The sequence below is a fragment of the Staphylococcus sp. GDB20D11A genome (assembly GCF_016893255.1).
Lineage (GTDB): Bacteria > Bacillota > Bacilli > Staphylococcales > Staphylococcaceae > Staphylococcus > Staphylococcus aureus.
This window is the reverse complement of record NZ_JAFEPJ010000007.1, coordinates 44,699-68,372: the sequence shown is the minus strand read 5'-3', so window position 1 is coordinate 68,372 and position 23,674 is coordinate 44,699. Positions and strand designations below refer to the sequence as shown.

Genomic DNA, 23,674 nt, shown 5'->3' with positions numbered 1-23,674 from the left:
GAGGGTATATTTTGAAAAAGTTAATACTTTTAATTGCAATTGCTTTAGTTTTAAGTGCATGTAATTCAACCAGTTCACATGCTAAAGAGTTAAATAATTTAGAAAAGAAATATAATGCTAATATTGGTGTCTATACATTAGATACTAAAAGTGGTAAGGAAGTAAAATTTAATGCCGATAAGAGATTTGCCTATGCTTCAACTTCAAAAGCGATAAATAGTGCTATTTTGTTAGAACAAGTACCTTATAATAAGTTAAATAAAAAAGTACATATTAACAAAGATGATATAGTTGCTTATTCTCCTATTTTAGAAAAATATGTAGGAAAAGATATCACTTTAAAAGAACTTATTGAGGCTTCAATGAAGTATAGTGATAATACAGCAAACAATAAAATTATAAACGAAATCGGTGGAATCAAAAAAATTAAAAAACGTTTAAAAAAATTGGGAGATAAAGTAACAAATCCAGTTAGATATGAAATAGAATTAAATTACTATTCACCAAAGAGCAAAAAAGATACTTCAACGCCTGCTGCTTTCGGCAAGACTTTAAATAAACTTATCGCAAATGGAAAATTAAGCAAAAAAAATAAAAATTTCTTACTTGATTTAATGTTAAATAATAAAAACGGAGACACTTTAATTAAAGATGGTGTTCCAAAAGACTATAAGGTTGCTGATAAAAGTGGTCAAGCAATAACATATGCTTCTAGAAATGATGTAGCTTTTGTTTATCCTAAGAACCAATCTGAACCTATTATTTTAGTCATTTTTACGAATAAAGACAATAAAAGTGATAAACCTAATGATAAATTGATAAGTGAAACCGCCAAGAATGTAATAAACAAATTTTAATAGTCTAAATGTACTACAAAAACTGATATAATTCTATCTTTCATAAAACTTCATAATATCGAAGAACATATATATTATTTATAATTATATATGTTCTATTTTTTTATGTTCACATTTTTTAAAAGAGAAAATACTATTAACATACCAAACATCATAATTCCAGTTACTATAATTATAAATGCTCGATAATCTTACTCAACTTTTCCATATAGAAAATAACTTATTTTAAATTAATTAATTAATCACATTAAAAAATTATATAATCCTTGCCAAAAAAAGAACATACGTTCTACAATGATGATGAGGTGGTAAACATGATTCCAAATCCTAATGCGCCAGATGAATATAAATATGAAACTGATTATAGAAAAATACCAAGAAAATATTTAAACCCTAAAATCCCTCAAGGGCGTGGAAAAATCAAATGGCAAGCTTTTGCGACTCTCCCGCAACAGTTTGAAATTTTAGAACAAATTATAAAGGATCAAAATAAAATAGAAAAACCATTGCTAACACATGATTCATTAGATAATTTAGATCAGATTTTTCAAATAAAAATTCAAAATGATGAGTTATGTACAATCTCATATTGGGAAGACGGTAACATTTCAAAATATACAGGAAAAATTTTAAAAAAGGATGAAATTAGTAATACATTTTCCTTTTCTGATACTAACAATAATATATATAATTTAAATAATGCTAACGTTTGTAGTATCACTTAACACTATTTAAACTTTTAAAAAGTTTAAATAGTGTTCTTATAATTACCTTTTTCGAAATACTTCTAGCAAAATCATTATAAGTATCATACTGATATTAAATATATTATTTTTATCACTGAAAAAAATTTCTACTACTTGGAAAATTGATAAAAGACTTATTATTAACAAAAGTTTATTTAATTTTTCGCTTCTTTCTTCTTCCTTATATGACTGCTCCAATTCAATTAGTGATAATTCTTCTTTGTTTAATTCTTCAATATATTGTGGAGATTTAAAATCATTATTATTCTTTAGATACAAATATAAATATAAACTAGGTAAAAGCTCTGTTCTATAAATAATTGCAATAGATCTCTTGAAATTTAGTATCCATTGTCTAAAATATAGGGCTTCTTTTTTTCCATTTAAATTATATTGTTGATACCCATACAATTGTAATTCATTTAACATAGTTTCTAAGAAAAAGAAATTAGCAGAACTATTGAAATAAAGTGCCATTTGAGAACATTTTTCTAAAACATCTTCTTCTTGCTCATCCATCCAAACTACAAAAACAGATGCTTTATTCAAGAAGTTTATATAATTATCGCTATAACCATCTTGCCTAAAATGTTTACTTTTTCCTTCAAATGAAAAAATAGGCGCATTTACTAACCACTCTTGAATCTTCACGTCCTCATAGAAAGGATCATCAGTAAATTCATTTTCATTAGCTAAATAATAAACTTCAAAACCCATATTTTTAGATACTTTATATTCAAAAATATCCTTACTATTAATTTTTATAATTCTATTAATTTGTCTAGAAACATCTCTAATATTTTTACAATGTCTATTACCATACAATTGATACTGTCTTTGTCTATTATTTTTTTCTTGATTAATTAGAGGATATATCTTATCTTTTACACATGAGAAAGTACTATACAAGTCGCTTCCAAAGTTTATACTCTCTAAGTCTTCAATGATTTCTTTAACAAATGTACCATTGTTAAATATAGTTAAGGTTAAAAAAAATAAATTCAAAGTGTTCTCATGAGTAATTTCAATATGTGGAGTGAATATATATTTTTTATATTTGTATCCATGTATATTATTTTGATCAAACAATCCATCATTAATATTTGCATTAGTAGCAAATTTTTCTAAAAATTTTTCTAGTTTTTCGTGATATTCTTTTGTATGTCTTTTATATCTTCCAGGTAAAATCCAATAATCATAATTTACCGGGGGGTTGTCAGGAGATAAAATGCGTATAACTCCTTTTACATTCAATAGAATTTCCTCAATTTTTTCAAACCAAGGGTTCATGTTATTATCTTTTATATTTATAGCAGTAGCATATTGATATGTTACTTTATAGCCTTGTAATTTATTAATATCTTCTAGAATCTTTTCAATTTTATTGTCCATTATTTTAAATATCCTCATACAGCCTAGAATATAAAACGCTAATTTCTTCTTTCAACATTTTTTTCTCTTTTTCTAAAGAATTTACTTTTCTTTTTAAAGAGGAGATTAACGCATCTTTACCGTCATTTTTATTTTTATGAACAAATATTTCTCTGTTTTGTTCACGTAACTTCTCTATTTTCTTTCGAATTTTATTATTTTTATATAATGTAGCTTTCGAAACTTTTGAATGTTTAGAAACGATGTTAAAGTTAATTTCTTTATTTTTTTGAACTAAATCATTTATTGCTTTATCAACTTTTTTCTCGGTTTTAACTTTTCGTTCTGCATGCAACTGTTTTAATTGTTCTTGTCTATTAAATTTTTCCATCTTAACCTCTATACTTTTATTCTATTACTTCTCCCGAATATAATGTTTCCATCTTTTATATTACCTAGTATTTCTTCATATTTATTTAATATATTTATATGCTTTTCAACCATATCTTGTCTATTATTATTTTTAGCTAATTCTATAGATTTGACCGTTGATTTGATATGTAATTCATATTTTTCAACATCTAAATCAGAAAATCCAATAGCTAAATCCTTACATGGTTTCCCAGAATTACAAGTCAGGCATGGCGGAGCTTCCATGTATGGACAATCACCACTCAATCTAGCATGACAAGTGCCATAAGGATTGTCCATTGCGTTTAATTTATGTTCTTGCCATAAAGAATTCAATGCTTTTTCAGATAGTTCACTACTATGCTGTATATTTTTAATTTTACCGTCAACATCAAAACTAAAAGCTCCTTGATCAATAACTGATTCAAAAGCCTTTCTCTTTGTATCATCAAGTAACTTAGCATATCTTAGAGTCATTTCTGGTGAGGAGTGTGCTAATAATTCTTGTATCGTTAATATATCTGCTCCACCATTTAACAATTTTACTGCATAGGTATGTCTAAATTGATGAGTTTTGAAATGGAAGATTTCTCCTTGTTCATCAATAATATTTTTAGTCTTTGATAAATGATTTAAGTGTGCTCTGACCATATGTTGTGTAAAGGGCATTCCCTTTCTTTTTCCTTTATAAATAGCAAAAATATAATTATTAGGATTATTATCTTTTGTACTTTTACTTTTAGAATCGGCTATTAAAACTGCTATTATATCAGCTAATTTATTATCAATTGGTATTCTATGTCCTTTAACAAAAGTTTTAGCAATATCTGTGATTATTGAATACTTTCCATTAACTTTTGCAAGGCAATTATTTTGTAATGTCAATACATCAGAAATTCTTAATCCTGTTTTAAAAGCTATCCAAACTACAGGTATTAAATCTTTATGCAAATCATTTATATGCTCAAAAAGCTGTTCCAATACAAAATCTGGGATATAATCAATTTGGCTACTATTTTTCTTTTCGTGTTTAGGTAAGTCTTGAGGATAAATTAAAAATCGTATATCTTGGTACGGTGCTATAGCATAGTTTTGAGTTATAATATCGTTTAAGAACCTTCTAATTGTTTTTAATTCTTCTCTCACAAAATTCTTAGTACTTTGCAAATGTTTATTAGCTGCATATTCAAACAAAAATTCTATATATGCTTCGATATGACATCTATCTAGTTCATTTAAACTATTCCTTGTTTCTTTATTTTTAGATATATTTTGAAAAAACCTAGTTAAAACTCTTATATAAAACCTTGCTGTAGCAAATGCTATATCACCAGTTATCAAACGATTTTTTAAATATTTTTTTGCTAATTCTCGCATTTTAATTGACTCAATTTTTTCAAAGTTTAAATAATTGCCAGTTAGTGTTTTATTATAACTCAATCCATATTTTTCTAAATTTCTAATATCCCATTTATCTTTTTCCCATTCTTCTCGCTTATCAATGAACTTAATTAGATTAATGTACATATTCTTTAAAAAAGAAGCCAGTCCGCTTTTGTATTCATAATCACCAAAAACTATTGTTGATGATCTTCTTTTTATTGGTATATTATTTTCAGTCAGCCAATTAAACCAGTGCTTTTCTAATGTATTTATATCACAATCAAGTAAAGAATTTAAATTTGGATAAACTTCATTAAAGAACTTAGCAATCTTATTAAGCTTTACTGCTCCAGTATTAAATAAATTAGATAAGGACCAATCCTCTTTAACTATCAGTTTCAAAAAAAGGTATTTAAATTCTAAATTCAAATTTTTACTTTTAATCCTAAAGAAAACATTTTTTCTTTTGTCTCTATAGTTCTTGATACTATCTTGAAATTGCTTGAATTTGTTAAAAGCTGTAATGTGCCACTCATCATTTTTAAAAAAGTAATCATCATATATTTCAGTTATTAAAACCTCTCCTTTTATATTGATGGTTCTACTTTGTAATGTACATAATTCATTAATCATAGTACTGTTTGTAGGTAAATTAATTGGTATTGACATAGTCATTCCCCTTTATTAAAAACTTGAAATTGATGCTTTACTTTATTCCAATCTTCACGTATATCTTCTTCAGTGGGATGAACATATAAATTAATAGTCGTTTGTATATTACTATGACCAAGTCTTTCTTGAACTTGTTTTATATCCTTAGTTTCATTATAAAAAACAGTTGCATGTGTATGGCGAAATAAATGAGGATGAACATTTATAGATGTTTTATGTTTTAGCCTTTTAAATAATGAATATATATCACTATAATTCATAGCTTCTCCTACATTTCTCCCCTTTATTTTTACAAAAAGATAATCAGAACATATTGAAAGTTCGTCAATTATTTCGTAGACATAATCATCGTATAAATCAATTAACGATTGGGAAATAAATATTTTTCTTTCCCCAGTTTTCAAATAAGTACCATTATCATTAAATCTATTTTTCAAAACTATTTGATGGCCTTTTCTAAAGTCAAATTTAATATCATCAATACGTAATGATAATACCTCACCTATACGTAATCCGGTTTCATATAGTAATTGTATTAAGAATTTATCTCTAATATTATTAGCTTCCTCTAATAATTTCTTAACCTCCGCATTAGTTAACACTTCTATTTTTTTCTTTGGTTCTTTAACTTTCAAAATATTTTTCAACGTTCTATAGTCCTTATTTATGTGATGCATGAAACTTTTATATTTTTTAGAGTATTTACTTTCCATATGCATAAAATCATAGAAATTAACATCTAATTTTTTACTCCTATAGAGATAATCATAAAAATTAGATACTACAGTCATAGTCAGATTAATTGTCTTAGGACTAATGCTTTTTTCTTTTCGGTGATAAGAGAGGACATTCTCATATTCAAAAGGTGTTTTCATCCATCTTATAAAATCAACAAAGTTATCAAAACTAACTTCTTTATAGCATATCTTTTTACTTTCTAAGTAAACAAAAAAATTTTTTAGTGCATAGGCATAGGTTTTCTTGGTATTTAAACTTTTCTTAACACTATCCAGATACTTCAAATATCTTACTGCATCTACTATAGGTTCATTATTACCATCTAAAATCATAAAATTGGTACCATTCTTAGATTTTACTTCTACTATTTTCATAATAATCTCATTTCTAATTTTAATAGTATAAGTATACACTATTCAAATTCTTTTTACATCATACATATTAAACTTATTACACGTAATAAAAAAAGACTATTTAATATTTTTACTTTGTTCATTTTTTCTTAAAATATGATTCATTTTAAACAAAATAGTCTATATTCTTCAACATATATATAACCTTTTGCAACATTACCCGAACAATTCGAAACGATTCAACAATACATTATCGACCAAAACAAAATTACACGTCCTGTATTATCAGATGATCAATTGGCTGAGCTAAACATTCGGTTACACGAGGCGCTACAATATGCCCAACCTGTAGAAGTTAAATTTTATAATAATGGCTTTGTAGATTCAGTACGCTTAACCATTTATCGTATTGATGCTATTAATTATGAAATTGATGGTTATGTTTACAATCAGCAACAACGTCAAAAAATTTCTATCTTTGATATCTTAGATATTGTCTTGTTACCTTAATGCTTTGAACATAATTAAAGGCAAGAACAATCTATATTGTCCTTGCCTAAATGTTATTAGTTATTTTTACTTTCAATATCAGAAATAATTTCTTTAGTTTTTCTTTCAATATCTTCAAAATCTTTTTTAAAGATATAAGCAAATGCTACTACACCAACACCAGCAACTAATGTTGTAATAGCAACTAAGCTAAATACGAATTTAAACACACATTTAATAAAATTCCACATCTCAATTTCACCTCTGTTAAATTAAATACCTATCTACATTTCATTATACTATCATATATAGAATAATCATTAAATAAATACCCACTTTTACGAAATATATTCATCAAATTATATAGCGAGCAAGCTAATGATTATTTTCAAAAATGCCGAGGAACCTCTGTTTCAACGTGACATGACCTTATATGCTAATGTTAACAATGACTATTATCGTGAATGCTAACTTAAGATTGATATTTATGATAAGATGATTTTAAGTTTTTAACTTAATATCCCCACCATCTATAAAAATATGTTTTAACTGATTGATAAGTCTTATACACCGAGAAATCACCTCAAACAATTTTATATTTCATTTAGTAAAATATAACTTTATTTAACATGACATTCAATATACATACGATTACTATTTATTTACAATATATTACAACTAAAAAGAAAGGGGCCGATGATATGCAACAAGTGACATCAGATATCATGACTTTTAGAGGTTCACATTTCGAGTTAGGTGTTAAAACTGGTAAATGGCTTCAACAAACACCTCTGCTAAAAAATCGAGAAAAAGAATGGAAAAAACGTGTCCCACGTTTCGATATAGATGTAAATGAAACTTATCAAATATTCCAAACTTACGCACCTCAAATATGGGAAGAATTAATGGGACTACAAAGTATACTCAAAATGCCAACACGCCAAATTATTTTAAACTTTGGACATTATCGTTTTACCGATTTAAAAGAAAGTGGTTGCACGGTCTTTCAAGGCAAAGACTTCATGGTTAGAAATTATGATTATCACCCTGCAACTTATGATGGTCGCTACTTACTTTATCAACCTACAGATAGCGGTTTAGCTCAAATTGGTCCTGTATCAAGGGTAACTGGAAGAATGGATGGTATGAATGAGTCAGGATTAACTATGGGCTATAACTTTATGCACCGGAAGAAACCAGCAAATGGTTTTGTATGTTATATGATTGGTCGTCTAATTCTTGAAAATTGCCGGAATGTAACAGAAGCAATCCAATTATTGAAAGAAATACCACACAGAAGCTCATTTAGCTACATACTGATGGACAAATCATTGAACCATGCAATTGTTGAAGTGACGCCGAGATCAATAGATGTTCGTTATGATAATATATGTACAAATCATTTTGAAATATTAACACATGAAAATCGCAATTATACAAAAGAATCTAAAGAAAGACTAGCGCGTACCATTTCACAAACTAATGATAATTTAGATATGACTACAGCATTTAAGTTATTCAATAATCCTCAGTATGAAATTTACAGTAAACTATTCAAAAGCTGGTCTGGCACCATCCATACATCAATGTATCACCCTGAAACATTAACTGCATATTTTACATTGGGAGAAAACGCGCCACCAGAAATAATAGATTTCAAATCATGGTTAGATGGTCAAGACCTTAATATCACTCACTTTACTGGCAATATAGATACCGACTTAACTTTTGCCAACAAATAAATAACACCGATATTAGAGAAATTATGCTTCCTAATATCGGTGCTTACATCCTTTATTTATTCAACTTTGATATTACCATCAATCGTATAAAATTCTAAAACATTGTCGCTTTTCCCAACTTTACCATTAGTAAATGTTTTATTTTTAACTACGCTATCACCCGTTCCCGGATTTAGCTTTAGTATAGTATCTTCAGGTTTACTATCATACTTAAAACGAATATCTCCTTGTTTAGTAGAAGCTTTTGCATCTACTTTTGATGGCATGTTTTTAAATTCAATGTCACCATGATCGTTTAAAAATATGGATTGTTTAATTTGACTCTTGTCGATTTGTAGCGTACCAATAACAACTTTAATATTACTATTTTTAATGTTACTTTTACTAATATAAGTAGGACTATTATTTGTCTTTGAATCTAGTGCGTCAAGATTTGAGTTTTTAATAACTACTTCACCGTTAATGCTTTGAATACTTGTGTTCTCTAAATCAACATCACTGATTCTAACACTTCCTGCTCCAGACGATATATTTAAACGTTTGATCATTTTATCAGGCATTTCAATCGTTAACGTTTTCTTATTCTCATGAAAAGGATTCATATCAATTGCATATCCTCTTGTCTTAGACCTTTTATCACTAACCTTCAACGTCTTATCTACTATATTAATTAATATATCATTGTCACCATCATATTTAACTCTAAATTGATTCCCCCGTTTTATACGAAGTTCTGTACTATCCAAATTTATAGATACATTGTCAAAAGCATCGTCTTTGAATGTTTTATCATATTGTTTAGTACCATATTTGTTTTTATCATAGCTGAACCAAATAATGGTTGCTGCTGTAAAAAAGACAACAAACACTAAAAGCCCAATAAAAAAGAATTTCTTCATTTTCTAACGCTTCCTTTGACAGTTTTAATATACCAAAGTAAATATTTTAAGATTAAACGATAAATGTATTCTAAAATCTTAAATATGACAATGATAAATACTAATCCTAATCCTGAATATGATATGGCAAAAAATACATTACTAATTGAGTCTACAATTCCTCTGGATATTGCTGATGCTAATAAAATAATTGGACAAAACAGCAGCAAAAGTGATATTAAAAATAATGCTAATACAAATAATCCAACTATAGATACTGGTATAAGGATGACAAAAATAGATAGAATGCCTAAACTTAATGAAGCAGCAACAGCTCTTGAAATATTTTCAAATGTTGGTTTAGATTCAGCATAATCAATAACACTTCTAGCTTTTGTTTCAGCTGCAACATCTTGTGGGTCTTTTAACTTCTTTAAAATTTCCTCTTCATCAACGCCATTAAGTTCTTGCTCATAAAAATAACGTTCATATTCATACATTTTTTGATCTCTTAAATGCCTAGGTAGCGCATCAAGTGCTGTTTCTAATTCATTTAAATAAGTAATCTTGTTCATATAGGTCACTCATCCCAATAAAATTATTCATTCGTTTTTTATAACTTTAAGACCTAAAGCTATTTACTAAAAAATTCAATACGTTTAATTTCTAAATCTTGATAAAGTAAGTTTAATTTTAAATGGTTATCTCTATCAATATACTTTACCGATGAGAAATCATTGCCAACTTTTGTTCTTTTATATCCGAATCCAAGATTTTCAATCGCGTTATTTATCGGCGAACCAATTCCCCCATCAAAATTAGTATGTATCTTTTCATCTCTTACTAATATTATCCCCTTAACGATGTTATCCTTTTCTCTCACTTTAACGGTAAGGTCAGGGTGAGCTTTACTGTTATAAAATTTAAAACGATCAAACTTAATTTTTTTATTTACTCCATAGCCTTTTTTATCAAACTTCACATTTAATTTAATATCGTTTATTTCAAGATTAGACAAATCCACAGTTTTCGTATGACGATATTGATATAAACCAATTAATACACCAAAAGAACAGATTAAAAATAATATAAACACAACCCAGCGATTTTGAATACGCACTGATGTCACCCTTTCTTTGTACTTATTTAAATATAGCATAAGGTGCTTCCCGTTTCATCCTTAACAAAAATTAACAAAGAATTTGCAATTAATTTATTTCATTACCTTTTATTACTATAAATTGGTATAATGTTGTAAATGCTAAAGGAGGTTTTTACAATGACAAATTTAGAAACTTATTTCAAAAATAGCCAACCCTTAAATGAATACATTGATGGAATGAAGACAAATCAAGATACCGTTCTCAGTATCTATCAATCATTTGAGTTACCAGAAGATGATTCACGCATCAAAAAAATAAAAGAGATGAATTATTCTAAAGTATTAGTAATTACTGAAGACTGGTGTGGAGATGCAATGATGAATCTCCCAATTCTAAAACACATCAGTGAAGCATTAAATTTAGAAGTACGCGTGTTCCATAGAGATGATGATACAAAACTGATCGATCAATATTTAACAAATGGTAAATCACGTGCAATTCCTATCTTCGTATTCTTGAATGATCAATTCGAACAAGAAACAGTTTGGGGACCAAGAGCAAATGAAGTCCAAAAATTTGTAACTGATGTTCGTGCTGATAAATTACCGAGCAAAGATCATCCAGACTATGCAGATTTAGAAAAAGAAACACACTTAGTTATATCAAACCGCTATAAAACTGACGCTTCATTTTGGAAAGCAGTTTATAATTCCATCCTAAATAAATTAGAAAATAAATAAATTTACAATAAGACAAACTTTGAGGTTGGGAAAATTTAAAATTCCCAACCTCAAAATTATTTTTATTAAATGTCTTTTTTAGCGACATATAAGATATTCAAAATGAAGAATATCACTATAGAACCTAATGAAATTACCCATTGCCAATTGCTAAAATCAAAGTTAGAGCTAATCATTTTATCAGTTAAGTAAGCAAAAGGGATATAATCAAAAGCATCTAAAACTTTATCACCGTATCTTGGGATAAATGTAATAAAAGGTTTAATAAACGGTACAATGAGTACTAAAAATACACCTAATGAAAATATCATTGCTGTTTTTTGTGATGCAAGTGTGATTAAGAATAAAAACAAGCCAAAGAATAGTAAAAAGATTAGGAAGAACCATAAATTATCTACATATTTATAAAACGCCAAATTTTTTCCATTGCTAGATGCCTGCACAACAATCAAAATCACATAATGAATTAATGCAAATAATATTGAAATTAAAATAATTGAAATTGTTTTCGAAATAATGTATCCAACGCGTGTTTTAACTTTACTCATATATAGTTGAATTGTACCTTGTGAAAAATCACGCGTAATTGTCTTAACAACAAACATTAATCCAATTATTAACAATAACCATTTTGCTGCAGCAAATACAGATCCATAGACAATAATATGTTTCGGGTTATCCATCGAATTTGCCATAAGTATACTTTGAGTTGCAATCAAACTAGATACGACTAGTATCGCTAAATATGTTAAAGGACTTTTAAAAATACTATAAAGATCATACTTAACTAAATTTAAAATTCTCATTATTTATCACCTCTTTGATTTATATTGAAGTACGTATCACGCAATGAACTTTTACGTGTTTCAATATATTTCGGATAAATATCTAATTCAGATAATGCTTTTAGTATAACTTGATAATTTTTTTGTGCATTGATCATTAAATGTCCGTCTGCTTTGTCGACATTTTGTAATTGGAAATGCTCTGCAAGATATTTTTCAGTTCTATCAAAGTCTTTATGATCAACAGTAACTATCGTTGTGTCAGATGCAACACCTTCCTCCATGTTTACATCTTGAACAAAATGTCCGTCTCTTAAAAATACAGCTCTATCACAAATTAATTCAATATCTTCTAACTTATGACTTGATATTAGAATTCTCATATCAAGTTCATTTACTAGAGACTTAATTGTAGTCAGCACATCAATTGAGCCATCTGGATCCATACCATTTGTAGGCTCATCCAATATTAAAAATTTAGGTTTATTCATTAAAGATACTGCAATTGCTAACTTTTGCTTCATCCCCATTGAATATTTCTTAACTTTCTTTTTAATATAAGGTCTCATACCAAATGCATCTATAATTTTGTCTGTGTATGCTTTATCAAAACCCTTACCTAATACTTGTGCAAATAATTTCAAGTTATACAATCCTGATTTATTATCATATAATTTAGGATGCTCAATTAAAAAACCGATATTATCTGCATTATCAATATCTACTTTTCCATCAAATTTAATAATATTACCATTCATTACTTTCATAACGGTTGTTTTACCAACACCGTTTTTCCCTATTAATCCGACAATTCTACTATCGCCAAAGTCAAAATCAATATCATTTAAAACGACATTTGAGCCGTATTTTTTTGTAATATGTTCTAATTTCATCGACTGCCTCCTTTAAATTTTCTAGTATTTATTTTATTGAGCTGTTTAAAATAATTAACAATAAGTATAACAATGCTTATAATTAGAAAACCGATATTTAAAATATATGAATATAGATTTGGGAATGATGATTGACTTAGAACAAAATAATTCACCAACACTATTGCAATTGAAAATAAAAATGGAACTAAAATGATAATAGTAAACACGTATATACCATATGGCACTTTGACTCTACGCAATTCTGTAAATTGACTAAATGCAATTGGTATAGACAAGAAGTTAGATATGACAAATGCATATGCAGTTGAAAAATAGATTGAATTTGGTTCAATCACATCTGCTTCATAAGCATATAAACTAATAACAAGCGTTCCAATTAATGTTAAAACAATGCATGTAATATAGTTGGCATTAAGCAATTGTTTTTTTGACACTGGTAAACTCATATAAAAATAATATGAATCATTACCACCTAATCTACGATTGAGTCTAAATAAGTGACCAGCATCTAAAATCCAAATAATCAATATTGTTGGACTTATAAAAGATTGCAATAAGTAAAAGAACTTTGTTGAGTCAAGCATTATATAAAAAGGATATAAGGTTAATAATAGAACATAGATGATAAGTGTATATCGTCGTAATTTAAAATTCCTAATTAACAATGCCTTCATTTAAAAACCTTCTTCCATCAATTTGATGTTTTCATGATATTTAGGTTTTCTCTTTTCAAGATAAACCATTAGGTTCTCAATAGAAGGTGTAGTGATATTCACTTTATGACCTAAAATTTCTTTAAATACTTGCGCATGTTCTGTTAATCCTATAAATCCCGTACGCTTATGTTCTTCAAAAATAAGTAGAGATGCTAATTCATCATCAAGGTCCTCAATTGCACCACTCACAACTTGATATCTTTGTAACAGTTGTTCTTTTGAACCATTTAAGATAACTTCACCGTCACTTAAGTGAATGATATAATCAGCTATTTTTTCTAAATCTGAGATAATGTGTGTCGACATGAATATTGTTTTATTTTCATCAATTAATTCTTGCTGAATTATCTCCAATAGCTCATTTCTAGCTAAGGGATCAAGACCTGAAGTAGGCTCATCAAAAATATACAATTCAGCATGATGTGAAAATGCAACTGCTAGTGATAATTTCATTTTCATGCCAGTCGAAAATGTTTTTATTGATTTATTGATTGGTAAATCGAACTTTTCAAGATAAAATTCAAATACTTGATGGTCCCATTTACGATAAAAAGGGGCAATCATTTTTTCAAGTTGCTTCGTAGTCCATCTCTCATTAAAATAATTTTCAGCGTAAACAAACCCAATTCTATTCTTTAACTCTATCGGATTGAGAGCCATATCCTCTTCTAATACTCTAATAACACCAGTTTGAGGTTGATACAAATCCATAATTAACCTTATTATTGTGGTTTTACCAGCGCCATTTCTACCAATAAAACCAGTGACGAATCCTTGAGGAACTTTGAAAGAGATATTCTTTAAATTAAACTGGTCACTTGAATAATTAACATTACTTAATTCTATGGTATTCATGATGATTCCTCCTCATAAATGAACGTTAAAATATCTTGAAGTTCCTCAAGTGACATTTCGATGGCTTGCGCTTCATTAACCAATTCTTTAACCAAATTTTCAATGGTAAAAAATTGTTTCTCTTTTAAAATAGAACTATCTTGTTCCTTAACAAAGGTCCCTTTTCCTCTAATTGTTGTAACAAAACCGTCTTTCTCTAAATCTTCATAAGCACGTTTGGTAGTAATCAAACTTACTTGAAGATCTTTGGCAAGTTCCCTCATTGATGGCAAATGCTCTCCAGGAGCAACATGCCCCTTTAAAATATTTTGTTTTACTTGTTGCTTAATCTGTTCATAAATCGGAAAATCACTATTGTTTTTTAAAATTATTTTCATCAACGTCCCCCTATCATCTTCTGTATATATACAATATACACAATATACACAATTTTGTAAATATGCATATCTCATTATCAACCAGTCTTCAGAAATAACACTGAGTATTGTAATATTAGCAGTTGAATAAAATGAAATGACACTACCATTTAATCTTGCATTGTCTATTTCAATAAAAAAGACTGTCAAAACGAATATTCTTATACTTTAACGGTGATTGTCGCGTCATCAAGAACAGTCGTTTAAAACAGTCAATTCTATTTGTTATTTTTACGTCGATCATTACTTCTACTTATAAAAGCACAAATCATAAACATAATTGCTGCCAATAATAGTTTTATACCTTGGCTCTCATGGTTTGTTGCTTGTAAATAATAACCAACAATAAATAAAATAATTGCTAATGCTACAAATATTTTTGTTAGATGTTTCAATTTATTTCACCTCAACATCGACATTATAACAAATATAAAGATTTATCATAACTTAATATATTGTATAGTGTAATATAACCAATCTCTCATTGGCTTACTTGATGACAAAACCATTCAATCAAAATGATTATTGATTGCGATATATTGTGTTCAATGATATTATTTAAGTGTATCCACAGAATTATACTACACAACCCCAAGTCTGGTACCAGCAGACTTGGGGTTATTTATGTGTGTAGGATCATTTTTTATTTTTCCATTTCAGTTCTAACCAAAGTCGAAAAATAATTAGTAAGCCACCTGTAATAAGTGTCATCATCCCTTCTTGCCACCACATCATTACACTACACCTCCGTTCGACTAAAGTATCATACTGAAGGATGACCTACACCTATTCTAACACAAAACAGAACATATGTTCGTATTTTGGTAGCGGATTTTACATATTATTCGTTAATTCACCAACAACACTTTATCTTTGGTATAATTGAAGATAATATATAGGCATACAATTTTTTTAAAGAGAGGTTAAGCAATAATGAATCCTTTAGCCCAAAGCTTAAATGAACAACTTCAACAGTCAAATGCAACTGCCTTTGCAATGTTATCTGACTTAGGTCAAAATATGTTTTATCCAAAAGGCATTTTATCTCAATCTGCTGAAGCAAAGAGTACAACATATAATGCAACTATAGGTATGGCGACAAACAAAGACGGAAAAATGTTTGCATCATCTTTAGATGCAATGTTTAATGATTTAACTCCAGATGAAATATTCCCTTATGCGCCACCACAAGGCATCGAAGAATTACGTGATTTATGGCAACAAAAAATGTTGCGTGACAATCCAGAGCTATCAATCGGCAACATGTCACTACCAATTGTTACGAATGCATTAACACATGGTTTATCTTTAGTTGGCGATTTATTTATAAATCAAGGTGACACTATCTTGTTACCAGATCATAATTGGGGTAATTACAAACTTGTTTTCAATACGAGAAATGGTGCAAATCTTCAAACATATCCTATTTTTGATAAAGACGGGCATTATACTACTGATTCACTAGTAGAAGCTTTACAATCATACAATAAAGATAAAGTCATTATGATTTTAAATTATCCTAATAATCCGACAGGTTACACACCTACGCATAAAGAAGTGACTACCATCGTCGATGCAATTAAAGCATTAGCTGATAAAGGTACAAAAGTTATAGCTGTTGTGGATGACGCATACTATGGTTTATTCTATGAAGATGTGTATACTCAATCATTATTTACTGCATTATCTAATTTAAATTCAAATGCAATATTACCTGTTCGTTTAGATGGTGCAACAAAAGAATTTTTCGCATGGGGATTCCGTGTTGGATTTATGACATTTGGAACGTCTGATCAAACAACTAAAGAAGTATTAGAAGCCAAAGTAAAAGGTCTTATACGAAGTAACATTTCTAGTGGACCTCTTCCAACACAAAGCGCTGTTAAGCATGTATTAAAAAATAATAAACAATTCGATAAAGAAATCGAACAAAATATTCAAACATTAAAAGAACGCTATGAAGTCACTAAGGAAGTTGTCTATGCTGATCAATATCATTCACATTGGCAAGCCTATGACTTTAACTCTGGATACTTTATGGCAATAAAAGTTCATGATGTTGACCCTGAAGAACTTCGTAAACATTTAATTGAAAAATATTCAATTGGTGTTATTGCACTAAATGCAACAGATATTCGTATTGCGTTTAGCTGTGTAGAAAAAGAAGATATCCCACATGTATTTGATTCAATTGCTAAAGCAATTGATGACTTAAGATAATTAATTTCAACCAATAATCTGATGAGTATGACTCGGATTATTGGTTTTTATTTTTAAAATTATTCCTTCTTTCAAACCATTATAAGATATATTTTATTCAGCAACTTATCAAACACTATACCTAATTAGTTTTATACATCTCTCCTAACAAAATTTAATTTATTTGGTACAAATTTATATAACTTTTAGCAAATCAATTCAAGCATCACATCTCTACAAATGTAAAAGGCACCCCACGATTGTGAGATGCCTTATTATAAAATTAAAGATTAGAATTTAAGTTCAATATCTACCTTTTTAATGTCAGTTGCTTTAAATACTTTTCCATCTTTATACTCAGTTTTTAAGTCTACATATTTTGACGAACCATTTTTAAAATACACTTTATACACTGCGCGTTCAGCAAGTCCTATGTCATGTTTAGTAATCCCTTGATCATTTGCCATTGCTGATTTAAGTTTTATACTTAAGTCATTAATTGTAATTTTGCTTGCATTATAGAACACAAATTCATTTGAAACTAAGTTTTCAAATTTATTTATTGTTACTGGGAATTTCACATTATTAGATTTATTTATTTTTTTTTGATTTAGTGTGTTGTTTTACATCAATATCAATCTTTTTAATATCTTTGGCACTAAATAAATTAGGTGTAAAGATGTCTGATTTTAAATTCACTACTTGTTTCTTTCCATTTTTGAAATGTACTGTATATTTTGCTTGTTTCGCAAATTTTAAGTCAAGATCACTGATGCCTCTTTCACTTTTTAATACAGATTTCACTTTGTCATTTAAATATTTGTAACTAATTAATTCCTTTTGAGACAGTTTTAATTTAGATAAAATTGGTGTTGATGTGCCATTTACTGCAATTGTGTATGGTACATATCTGTCTGCTTTCGCTTTAGGTCCTGTTTTAACAGTAATTTCAATTCTCTTAACATCTTTCGCATGAACTAAGTTTGCTGTGTAATTTTTTGAATTTAACTGTAAGATTCTTTTACCACCATTTTTAAAATAAACAGTATAATAAGCTTTCTTAGCATATTTTAAATCTTGTTCACTAATACCTCTATCATGCTTCAGTACTGATTTTATTTGACTAGTTAAATCTTTATAATTCTTCCAAGGTTTATTTGAAAATGAAAGATTCGATAAAATGTTTGTAGATGTACCATTTAAATTAATTGAATATGGAACTTGATAGTTTCTTTTAGCTTTATTTTCGACATGTTTTTTTGTATCTACGTTAATATTGATACTTTTAATATCACTTGAATTTATTAAATTCGCTGTGTAAATACCTGCTTTCAAATCGATAACTTTCTTCGTTCCATTTTTAAAATTAACTGTATATTTCGCTTGCTTCGATAGTCTTAAATCTATATCACTAATACCTCTATTTGATTCTAAAACTGATTTAACTTTACCCTCTAAATCTTTGTAACTAATATTTTGATTCTTATTAAATGTTAAGTTTGATAAAATATTTTGGCTTGTACCGTTCACAGTAATTGTGTATGGAACTTGGTAATTTGCTTTATCTTTCTTTTTATCTTCAACTTGCTTTTTAGTATCTACATTAATATTAATAGCTTTAATTTCACTTGTATTAATTAAATCAGCTGTGTAAATACCTGCTTTCAAATCGATAACTTTCTTCGTTCCATTTTTAAAATTAACTGTATATTTCGCTTGCTTCGATAGTCTTAAATCTATATCACTAATACCTCTGTCTGATTTTAAAACTGATTTAACTCTATCCTCTAAATCTTTATAACTAATATTTTGATTCTTATTAAATGTTAAGCTTGATAAAATATTTTGGCTTGTACCGTTCACAGTGATTGCATATGGAACATGGACTTTAGAATATCCATGGTGTAACGAACTTGATGATTTATCTAATGGCTTAGCTGCGGCAGACGCTTCATTATTATTAAAGTTTGCACCTGTTGATGCTAAAACACCTAATGCTAAAGTTGTTGTAATCAATGACTTAAATTTCATAAATTATCTCTCCTTTTTTGTGTAATTCGTATTTGCAACTTAATTATAGCCAGACTTTCTCTGTTTTTTGAATTAACTGAATATTAATAATAAATTATCTTTAACAATAATTTTTTAACACTGTTAAAAGTTCTTTTAATTTTGATTAACTAATTAATTTACAATACCTAAAATGTTGTTTGGTTTTGTTTATACCAATCTTCAAACTTAAATGTCATAACAACATTCATTTCTTAATTCCGATTACATTTGTCGGTTATATTTACAGCATCTTTATACTCAAAAAACATTTGCTTAAAAATATAAATTCGATTTAATAATTAATTTAAATTTAGTTAATCAATTTTGCATCTATTTTGTTGTAAGCTATATAAAAGGAGTGATAATGATGGTGAAAAAAACAAAATCCAATTCACTAAAAAAAGTTGCAACACTTGCATTAGCAAATTTATTATTAGTTGGTGCACTTACTGACAATAGTGCCAAAGCCGAATCTAAGAAAGATGATACTGATTTGAAGTTAGTTAGTCATAACGTTTATATGTTATCGACGGTTTTGTATCCAAACTGGGGGCAATATAAACGCGCTGATTTAATCGGACAATCTTCTTATATTAAAAATAATGATGTCGTAATATTCAATGAAGCATTTGATAATGGTGCATCAGACAAATTATTAAGTAATGTAAAAAAAGAATATCCTTACCAAACACCTGTACTCGGTCGTTCTCAATCAGGTTGGGACAAAACTGAAGGTAGCTACTCATCAACTGTTGCTGAAGATGGTGGCGTAGCGATTGTAAGTAAATATCCTATTAAAGAGAAAATCCAGCATGTTTTCAAAAGCGGTTGTGGATTCGATAATGATAGCAACAAAGGCTTTGTTTATACAAAAATAGAGAAAAATGGTAAGAACGTTCACGTTATCGGTACACATACACAATCTGAAGATTCTCGTTGTGGTGCTGGACATGATCGAAAAATTAGAGCTGAACAAATGAAAGAAATCAGTGACTTTGTTAAAAAGAAAAATATCCCTAAAGATGAAACGGTATATATAGGTGGCGACCTTAATGTTAATAAAGGCACTCCAGAGTTCAAAGATATGCTTAAAAACTTGAATGTAAATGATGTTCTATATGCAGGTCATAATAGCACATGGGACCCTCAATCAAATTCAATTGCGAAATATAATTACCCTAATGGTAAACCAGAACATTTAGACTATATATTTACAGATAAAGATCATAAACAACCAAAACAATTAGTCAATGAAGTTGTGACTGAAAAACCTAAGCCATGGGATGTATATGCTTTCCCATATTACTATGTTTACAATGATTTTTCAGATCATTACCCAATCAAAGCCTATAGTAAATAGTGCTCAACTAACTAATAACTCGCTTCGTTCTAAAAAGTCGAAGCGAGTTATATTGTTAAAATTTGAATTGACTGAGTCTAGGACATAAATCAAGTTCTAGGCTCTATAATGTTATATTGATATTAGTTGACTGCGTGGTCCCAACACAGAGAATTTCGAAAAGAAATTCGAAAAGAAATTGGAACACCAATTTCTACAGACAATGCAAGTTGGCGGGGCCCCAACATAGAGAAATTGGATTCCCAATTTCGACCAACAATGAAAGTTGGGGTGACCCCAACATAAAGAAATACTTTTTCTTTAGAAATTAGTATTTCTTATGCATAAGTTTTACTCATGTATTCCTATTTTTAAGTACATATTAGCTGTGGCTAATGTGTAAGAACCACTACATAATAAATCGTTAGTGGCTCTTTATCATTTCTGTCCCACTCCAATATTTCTTCATTAATATAGATACTTCGTCTGCACTTAAATATGATTCATACACTGCACATCATAATAAATCTATCTACTCAAATATAAATAAAAGTTACCTACTACATTCTATGTAGCAGGCAACTTTTATTACTTATTTCTTTTCATTATCATTAAGTACTTTTACAAACTTCACATCATGTGTCTTCCAATCAACTTCATATAATGCTGATAATTTTTCTTCTTTTTTATCTACATGGTTTTCACCAGACCAATAGCCCCAGAAACCATGGCGATTCCAATCTATTTTAAACTCATCCATTGATCTTTTATAATGAACAACAAATTTTGATTTACCTTCATCTTTTTTATCATGTGACATAACAGCTAAAAATTCTGGATTAAACCCTTCAGACACAGTTACAGGCATTTTGTCTTTAGGTGTGAAATTATCTTTCGCCCATAAATTTCCATTTCGTGTTAAAGAAAAGATTTCACTTTTAGTTCTATTATCACTATCATTAGTTAATTGTCTCGTATGGTCATGTCCCATATTATTTATCAAATGTGCTTCTACTTTCCAACCTACACCTTTATGTGACGTAGATTGATCAAGTAATGTACGATATGATGGTTGTTGATAACTAATCGTCTCTGAATAATTACTCTCTTTTGTAATATTTCCAGTTAATCCTCCACGATTAATCGAAAAATCTCCACCTGTTTTATAACCATACGTATATTTAACTTCTCTTGATTCATCCTGATTTTTTGGTGCAAAGTCAGTCACATTTGTATGGTTGTTGTCATCAACATTTTGAATTGAAACTGAATAAGATCCAGGCCATCTTAATGTACTATTCCAATAACCATTTGGGTCTAAAATTCTCAAACCACTACCAATAGTACCTTTTGCTTTAATAAATACTGTTTCTTTATCATAATTAGGTTCAGTTATGAAATTAAATTGTAAGCTTTGAGTAATATTTTTTTGACTATCACTTGTTGTAGCTGTACGTGTATACATTTTAGTATCACCATCAAGATTCTTCTCAGAAACAGCTTTAATTTCAGAATTAATTTTTGCATAAGAAGTTGCCGGAAATACAGTTAATGCAGTAGATATTGCTAAACTACAAATTGTGATGTTTTTGTATAATTGTTTAATCATCAGTAATCCGCCCTTTCAATATTATCCTTCTTTATAAGGTTTATTGTCATCAGAATATTTATCAACGATTTTAACTGTTTTATTTTTCCAATCAACTTCATAAGTGACAATTAATCTTTGACCATCTTTATTTTTTTCTAAAATTGGAGGTGCATAATGTATCCCAGGTCTGTTTTTCAAAATATCTTGATTTCGTGTGTATGTTACTTCAAATTGCGTTTTCTCATTTGACTTTTCATTAGATAAATAAGTTAAAAATTCTGGATTAAAGCCACTTCTTACTAATGCCGGGTATCTATATTTTGAAGCAAAGCTTAGTTCAGGGTTTTCTACAGTAGCAATTCTCGTATTTCTATAGAATAATAATTCATCATTTCTATTTTTCACTTCTCCACCATACTTCAAGTCATTCGCAATAACTGACCAGTGTACATGCCAGTTATTATTTTTACCGCTGGCAATTGTGTCATAATTTTGCTGATTATAACTAATCGTTTTGGAGTAGCTATTTGATGAAGTTCGTCCAATACCTTTCGTTGAATCGAATTTACCACCTGAGCTATATGAAAATGTACTGTCTACTTTCGCAGTTGAAATTTTATTTTTCGGCAATTGGTCTAGTATTTCAGTTTTAGGATTTCTTTTTACTTGAAAATCTACATGGTACTCACTTGGATACTTTAACCAATTTGAATTTTTTTCTTCTTTATGAGATTCAAACTTTAAATTTGAATGAATTGAGCCTTGTTTTTTAACAAGTAATACATTCTTGTCATAAGTTGGATCATCGATAAAGTCGAATTGTAAATTTTGGAGTATATTTGTTTTCTCATCATATACTGTTTCAGTTCGTTTTGTGATTTTACCGTTTTTCCCAATATCATCAGGTACTGTTGAATTTTTATCTTTATTAGTAACATTACGTTTGTCTTTTTGTTGAGACTTATCAACATGTTCTTTCTTATTTTGGTCTTGCGAGTCTTTATGAGCTGAATTTGCTTGAGTCGTTGCTGCTGATAACAATAAAATTGCACATGATAATGATGACGCTATTAAAACACGTTTTTTATTTTTCATTGTTATAACCTTCTTTCGTATGATTGATATTTGTTGATATGTATCGACATGTGAATAATATCACAAAAATAGAGAATATATATTTAACTATTTATTAAATGATTTTGTTAATATTATTAAATACTTTATCCTCTTTAAAAATAATGTGTGTACAAAGTCATTAATTTAGCAAATATTTTTATTTATTAGTTAATAACCATCGATTTGAAATTTATATTTAATTATTAGATAAATAATATCCTGCATC

25 protein-coding genes and 1 pseudogene are annotated in these 23,674 nt (G+C 28.5%); 7 read left to right on the top strand and 19 right to left on the bottom strand.

All coding sequences use genetic code 11. The features are described 5' to 3' along the window. Positions 1-11: 11 nt before the first annotated feature. Entirely contained in the window at positions 12-857 is an 846-nt protein-coding gene (gene blaZ / locus JV528_RS05470) for a penicillin-hydrolyzing class A beta-lactamase BlaZ (protein ID WP_204177537.1), read from the top strand. 314 nt (positions 858-1,171) lie between these two features. Then, the gene (locus tag JV528_RS05465) at positions 1,172-1,582 is read left to right on the top strand and encodes a YolD-like family protein (RefSeq protein WP_000612779.1); all 411 of its coding nucleotides are present in this window, start codon (positions 1,172-1,174) and stop codon (positions 1,580-1,582) included. Between the two features lie 42 nt (positions 1,583-1,624). Here JV528_RS05465 and JV528_RS05460 read toward each other — a convergent pair whose 3' ends face one another. From JV528_RS05460 to JV528_RS05445, 4 genes are read right to left on the bottom strand one after another with little or no spacing between them, the layout of a single operon-like run. Beyond that, positions 1,625-2,995, bottom strand: a complete 1,371-nt coding sequence (locus JV528_RS05460; RefSeq protein WP_204177539.1) for a hypothetical protein — start codon at positions 2,993-2,995, stop codon at positions 1,625-1,627. A 4-nt stretch (positions 2,996-2,999) separates the two neighbouring features. After that, positions 3,000-3,365: a DUF6262 family protein gene (locus JV528_RS05455; RefSeq protein WP_000410574.1), complete on the bottom strand. Its 366-nt coding sequence runs from the start codon at positions 3,363-3,365 to the stop codon at positions 3,000-3,002. Positions 3,366-3,373: 8 nt separating this feature from the next. Continuing rightward, entirely contained in the window at positions 3,374-5,437 is a 2,064-nt protein-coding gene (locus tag JV528_RS05450; protein ID WP_000026850.1) for a tyrosine-type recombinase/integrase, read from the bottom strand. Between the two features lie 2 nt (positions 5,438-5,439). Further along, on the bottom strand, positions 5,440-6,552 hold the full coding sequence (locus JV528_RS05445; RefSeq protein ID WP_000706213.1) for a tyrosine-type recombinase/integrase: 1,113 nt from the start codon (positions 6,550-6,552) through the stop codon (positions 5,440-5,442). A gap of 183 nt (positions 6,553-6,735) precedes the next feature. On the opposite strand from JV528_RS05445, the pseudogene JV528_RS05440 reads away from it, so the two are divergent. Continuing rightward, positions 6,736-7,041, top strand: a pseudogene (locus tag JV528_RS05440) (YolD-like family protein); the annotation flags it as partial. A 56-nt stretch (positions 7,042-7,097) separates the two neighbouring features. Here JV528_RS05440 and JV528_RS05435 read toward each other — a convergent pair. Then, a complete protein-coding gene (locus JV528_RS05435) occupies positions 7,098-7,271 on the bottom strand; it encodes a hypothetical protein (RefSeq protein WP_000267034.1) in 174 nt (57 codons plus the stop codon). A 450-nt stretch (positions 7,272-7,721) separates the two neighbouring features. Here JV528_RS05435 and JV528_RS05430 point away from each other — a divergent pair, with 450 nt between their 5' ends. Beyond that, positions 7,722-8,762, top strand: a complete 1,041-nt coding sequence (locus JV528_RS05430) for a C45 family autoproteolytic acyltransferase/hydrolase (protein WP_001188074.1) — start codon at positions 7,722-7,724, stop codon at positions 8,760-8,762. A gap of 56 nt (positions 8,763-8,818) precedes the next feature. Here JV528_RS05430 and JV528_RS05425 read toward each other — a convergent pair whose 3' ends face one another. The 3 genes from JV528_RS05425 to JV528_RS05415 are packed head-to-tail and all read right to left on the bottom strand — an operon-like array spanning position 8,819 to position 10,799. Continuing rightward, on the bottom strand, positions 8,819-9,661 hold the full coding sequence (locus tag JV528_RS05425; protein ID WP_000713075.1) for a DUF4097 family beta strand repeat-containing protein: 843 nt from the start codon (positions 9,659-9,661) through the stop codon (positions 8,819-8,821). Beyond that, positions 9,658-10,215 carry an HAAS signaling domain-containing protein gene (locus JV528_RS05420; RefSeq protein WP_001033968.1) on the bottom strand — a complete coding sequence of 186 codons (558 nt, stop codon included), beginning with the start codon at positions 10,213-10,215 and terminating at the stop codon, positions 9,658-9,660. The genes JV528_RS05425 and JV528_RS05420 overlap by 4 nt, the downstream gene beginning before the upstream one ends. Before the next feature lie 59 nt (positions 10,216-10,274). Then, positions 10,275-10,799 (bottom strand): hypothetical protein, encoded by a 525-nt coding sequence (locus JV528_RS05415; protein ID WP_204177541.1) that lies wholly within the window; start codon positions 10,797-10,799, stop codon positions 10,275-10,277. A 120-nt stretch (positions 10,800-10,919) separates the two neighbouring features. Between JV528_RS05415 and JV528_RS05410 the strand changes: the two genes are divergently transcribed. Next, positions 10,920-11,483: a thioredoxin family protein gene (locus tag JV528_RS05410; RefSeq protein WP_000182842.1), complete on the top strand. Its 564-nt coding sequence runs from the start codon at positions 10,920-10,922 to the stop codon at positions 11,481-11,483. Between the two features lie 65 nt (positions 11,484-11,548). On the opposite strand, the gene pmtD is transcribed toward JV528_RS05410, so the two are convergent. The 7 genes from pmtD to JV528_RS05375 all read right to left on the bottom strand — a co-directional run bounded on the left by pmtD (position 11,549) and on the right by JV528_RS05375 (position 15,886). After that, on the bottom strand, positions 11,549-12,289 hold the full coding sequence (gene pmtD, locus JV528_RS05405; protein ID WP_001221658.1) for a phenol-soluble modulin export ABC transporter permease subunit PmtD: 741 nt from the start codon (positions 12,287-12,289) through the stop codon (positions 11,549-11,551). After that, entirely contained in the window at positions 12,289-13,161 is an 873-nt protein-coding gene (gene pmtC, locus JV528_RS05400) for a phenol-soluble modulin export ABC transporter ATP-binding protein PmtC (protein ID WP_000763048.1), read from the bottom strand. The genes pmtD and pmtC overlap by 1 nt, the downstream gene beginning before the upstream one ends. Beyond that, positions 13,158-13,838, bottom strand: a complete 681-nt coding sequence (gene pmtB / locus JV528_RS05395; protein ID WP_000645730.1) for a phenol-soluble modulin export ABC transporter permease subunit PmtB — start codon at positions 13,836-13,838, stop codon at positions 13,158-13,160. The genes pmtC and pmtB overlap by 4 nt, the downstream gene beginning before the upstream one ends. After that, the gene (gene pmtA / locus JV528_RS05390) at positions 13,839-14,735 is read right to left on the bottom strand and encodes a phenol-soluble modulin export ABC transporter ATP-binding protein PmtA (RefSeq protein WP_204177542.1); all 897 of its coding nucleotides are present in this window, start codon (positions 14,733-14,735) and stop codon (positions 13,839-13,841) included. Continuing rightward, positions 14,732-15,112, bottom strand: coding sequence for a PSM export ABC transporter transcriptional regulator PmtR (gene pmtR / locus JV528_RS05385; RefSeq protein WP_000691584.1), 381 nt, complete (start codon positions 15,110-15,112; stop codon positions 14,732-14,734). The genes pmtA and pmtR overlap by 4 nt, the downstream gene beginning before the upstream one ends. A gap of 257 nt (positions 15,113-15,369) precedes the next feature. Then, positions 15,370-15,546 carry an SE1626 family protein gene (locus tag JV528_RS05380; protein ID WP_000681966.1) on the bottom strand — a complete coding sequence of 59 codons (177 nt, stop codon included), beginning with the start codon at positions 15,544-15,546 and terminating at the stop codon, positions 15,370-15,372. A 241-nt stretch (positions 15,547-15,787) separates the two neighbouring features. Next, positions 15,788-15,886, bottom strand: a complete 99-nt coding sequence (locus JV528_RS05375) for a Trp-rich small protein (protein ID WP_000990056.1) — start codon at positions 15,884-15,886, stop codon at positions 15,788-15,790. 198 nt (positions 15,887-16,084) lie between these two features. On the opposite strand from JV528_RS05375, the gene JV528_RS05370 reads away from it, so the two are divergent. Continuing rightward, the gene (locus JV528_RS05370; protein WP_204254811.1) at positions 16,085-17,371 is read left to right on the top strand and encodes an aminotransferase class I/II-fold pyridoxal phosphate-dependent enzyme; all 1,287 of its coding nucleotides are present in this window, start codon (positions 16,085-16,087) and stop codon (positions 17,369-17,371) included. 269 nt (positions 17,372-17,640) lie between these two features. Here the strand turns inward: JV528_RS05370 and JV528_RS05365 are convergent, their stop codons facing one another. Both JV528_RS05365 and eap read right to left on the bottom strand, forming a co-directional pair. Then, positions 17,641-17,931 (bottom strand): MAP domain-containing protein, encoded by a 291-nt coding sequence (locus JV528_RS05365; protein WP_025174644.1) that lies wholly within the window; start codon positions 17,929-17,931, stop codon positions 17,641-17,643. Positions 17,932-17,941: 10 nt separating this feature from the next. Further along, positions 17,942-19,381: an MAP domain-containing protein gene (eap, locus tag JV528_RS05360; protein ID WP_204177543.1), complete on the bottom strand. Its 1,440-nt coding sequence runs from the start codon at positions 19,379-19,381 to the stop codon at positions 17,942-17,944. A 388-nt stretch (positions 19,382-19,769) separates the two neighbouring features. Here eap and sph point away from each other — a divergent pair, with 388 nt between their 5' ends. Then, positions 19,770-20,762 carry a sphingomyelin phosphodiesterase gene (sph, locus tag JV528_RS05355; RefSeq protein WP_000239607.1) on the top strand — a complete coding sequence of 331 codons (993 nt, stop codon included), beginning with the start codon at positions 19,770-19,772 and terminating at the stop codon, positions 20,760-20,762. Positions 20,763-21,333: 571 nt separating this feature from the next. On the opposite strand, the gene lukG is transcribed toward sph, so the two are convergent. After that, positions 21,334-22,350 (bottom strand): bi-component leukocidin LukGH subunit G, encoded by a 1,017-nt coding sequence (gene lukG, locus JV528_RS05350; protein ID WP_000595389.1) that lies wholly within the window; start codon positions 22,348-22,350, stop codon positions 21,334-21,336. A 21-nt stretch (positions 22,351-22,371) separates the two neighbouring features. Next, the gene (gene lukH / locus JV528_RS05345) at positions 22,372-23,427 is read right to left on the bottom strand and encodes a leukocidin/hemolysin toxin family protein (protein WP_204177544.1); all 1,056 of its coding nucleotides are present in this window, start codon (positions 23,425-23,427) and stop codon (positions 22,372-22,374) included. Positions 23,428-23,674: the final 247 nt, after the last annotated feature.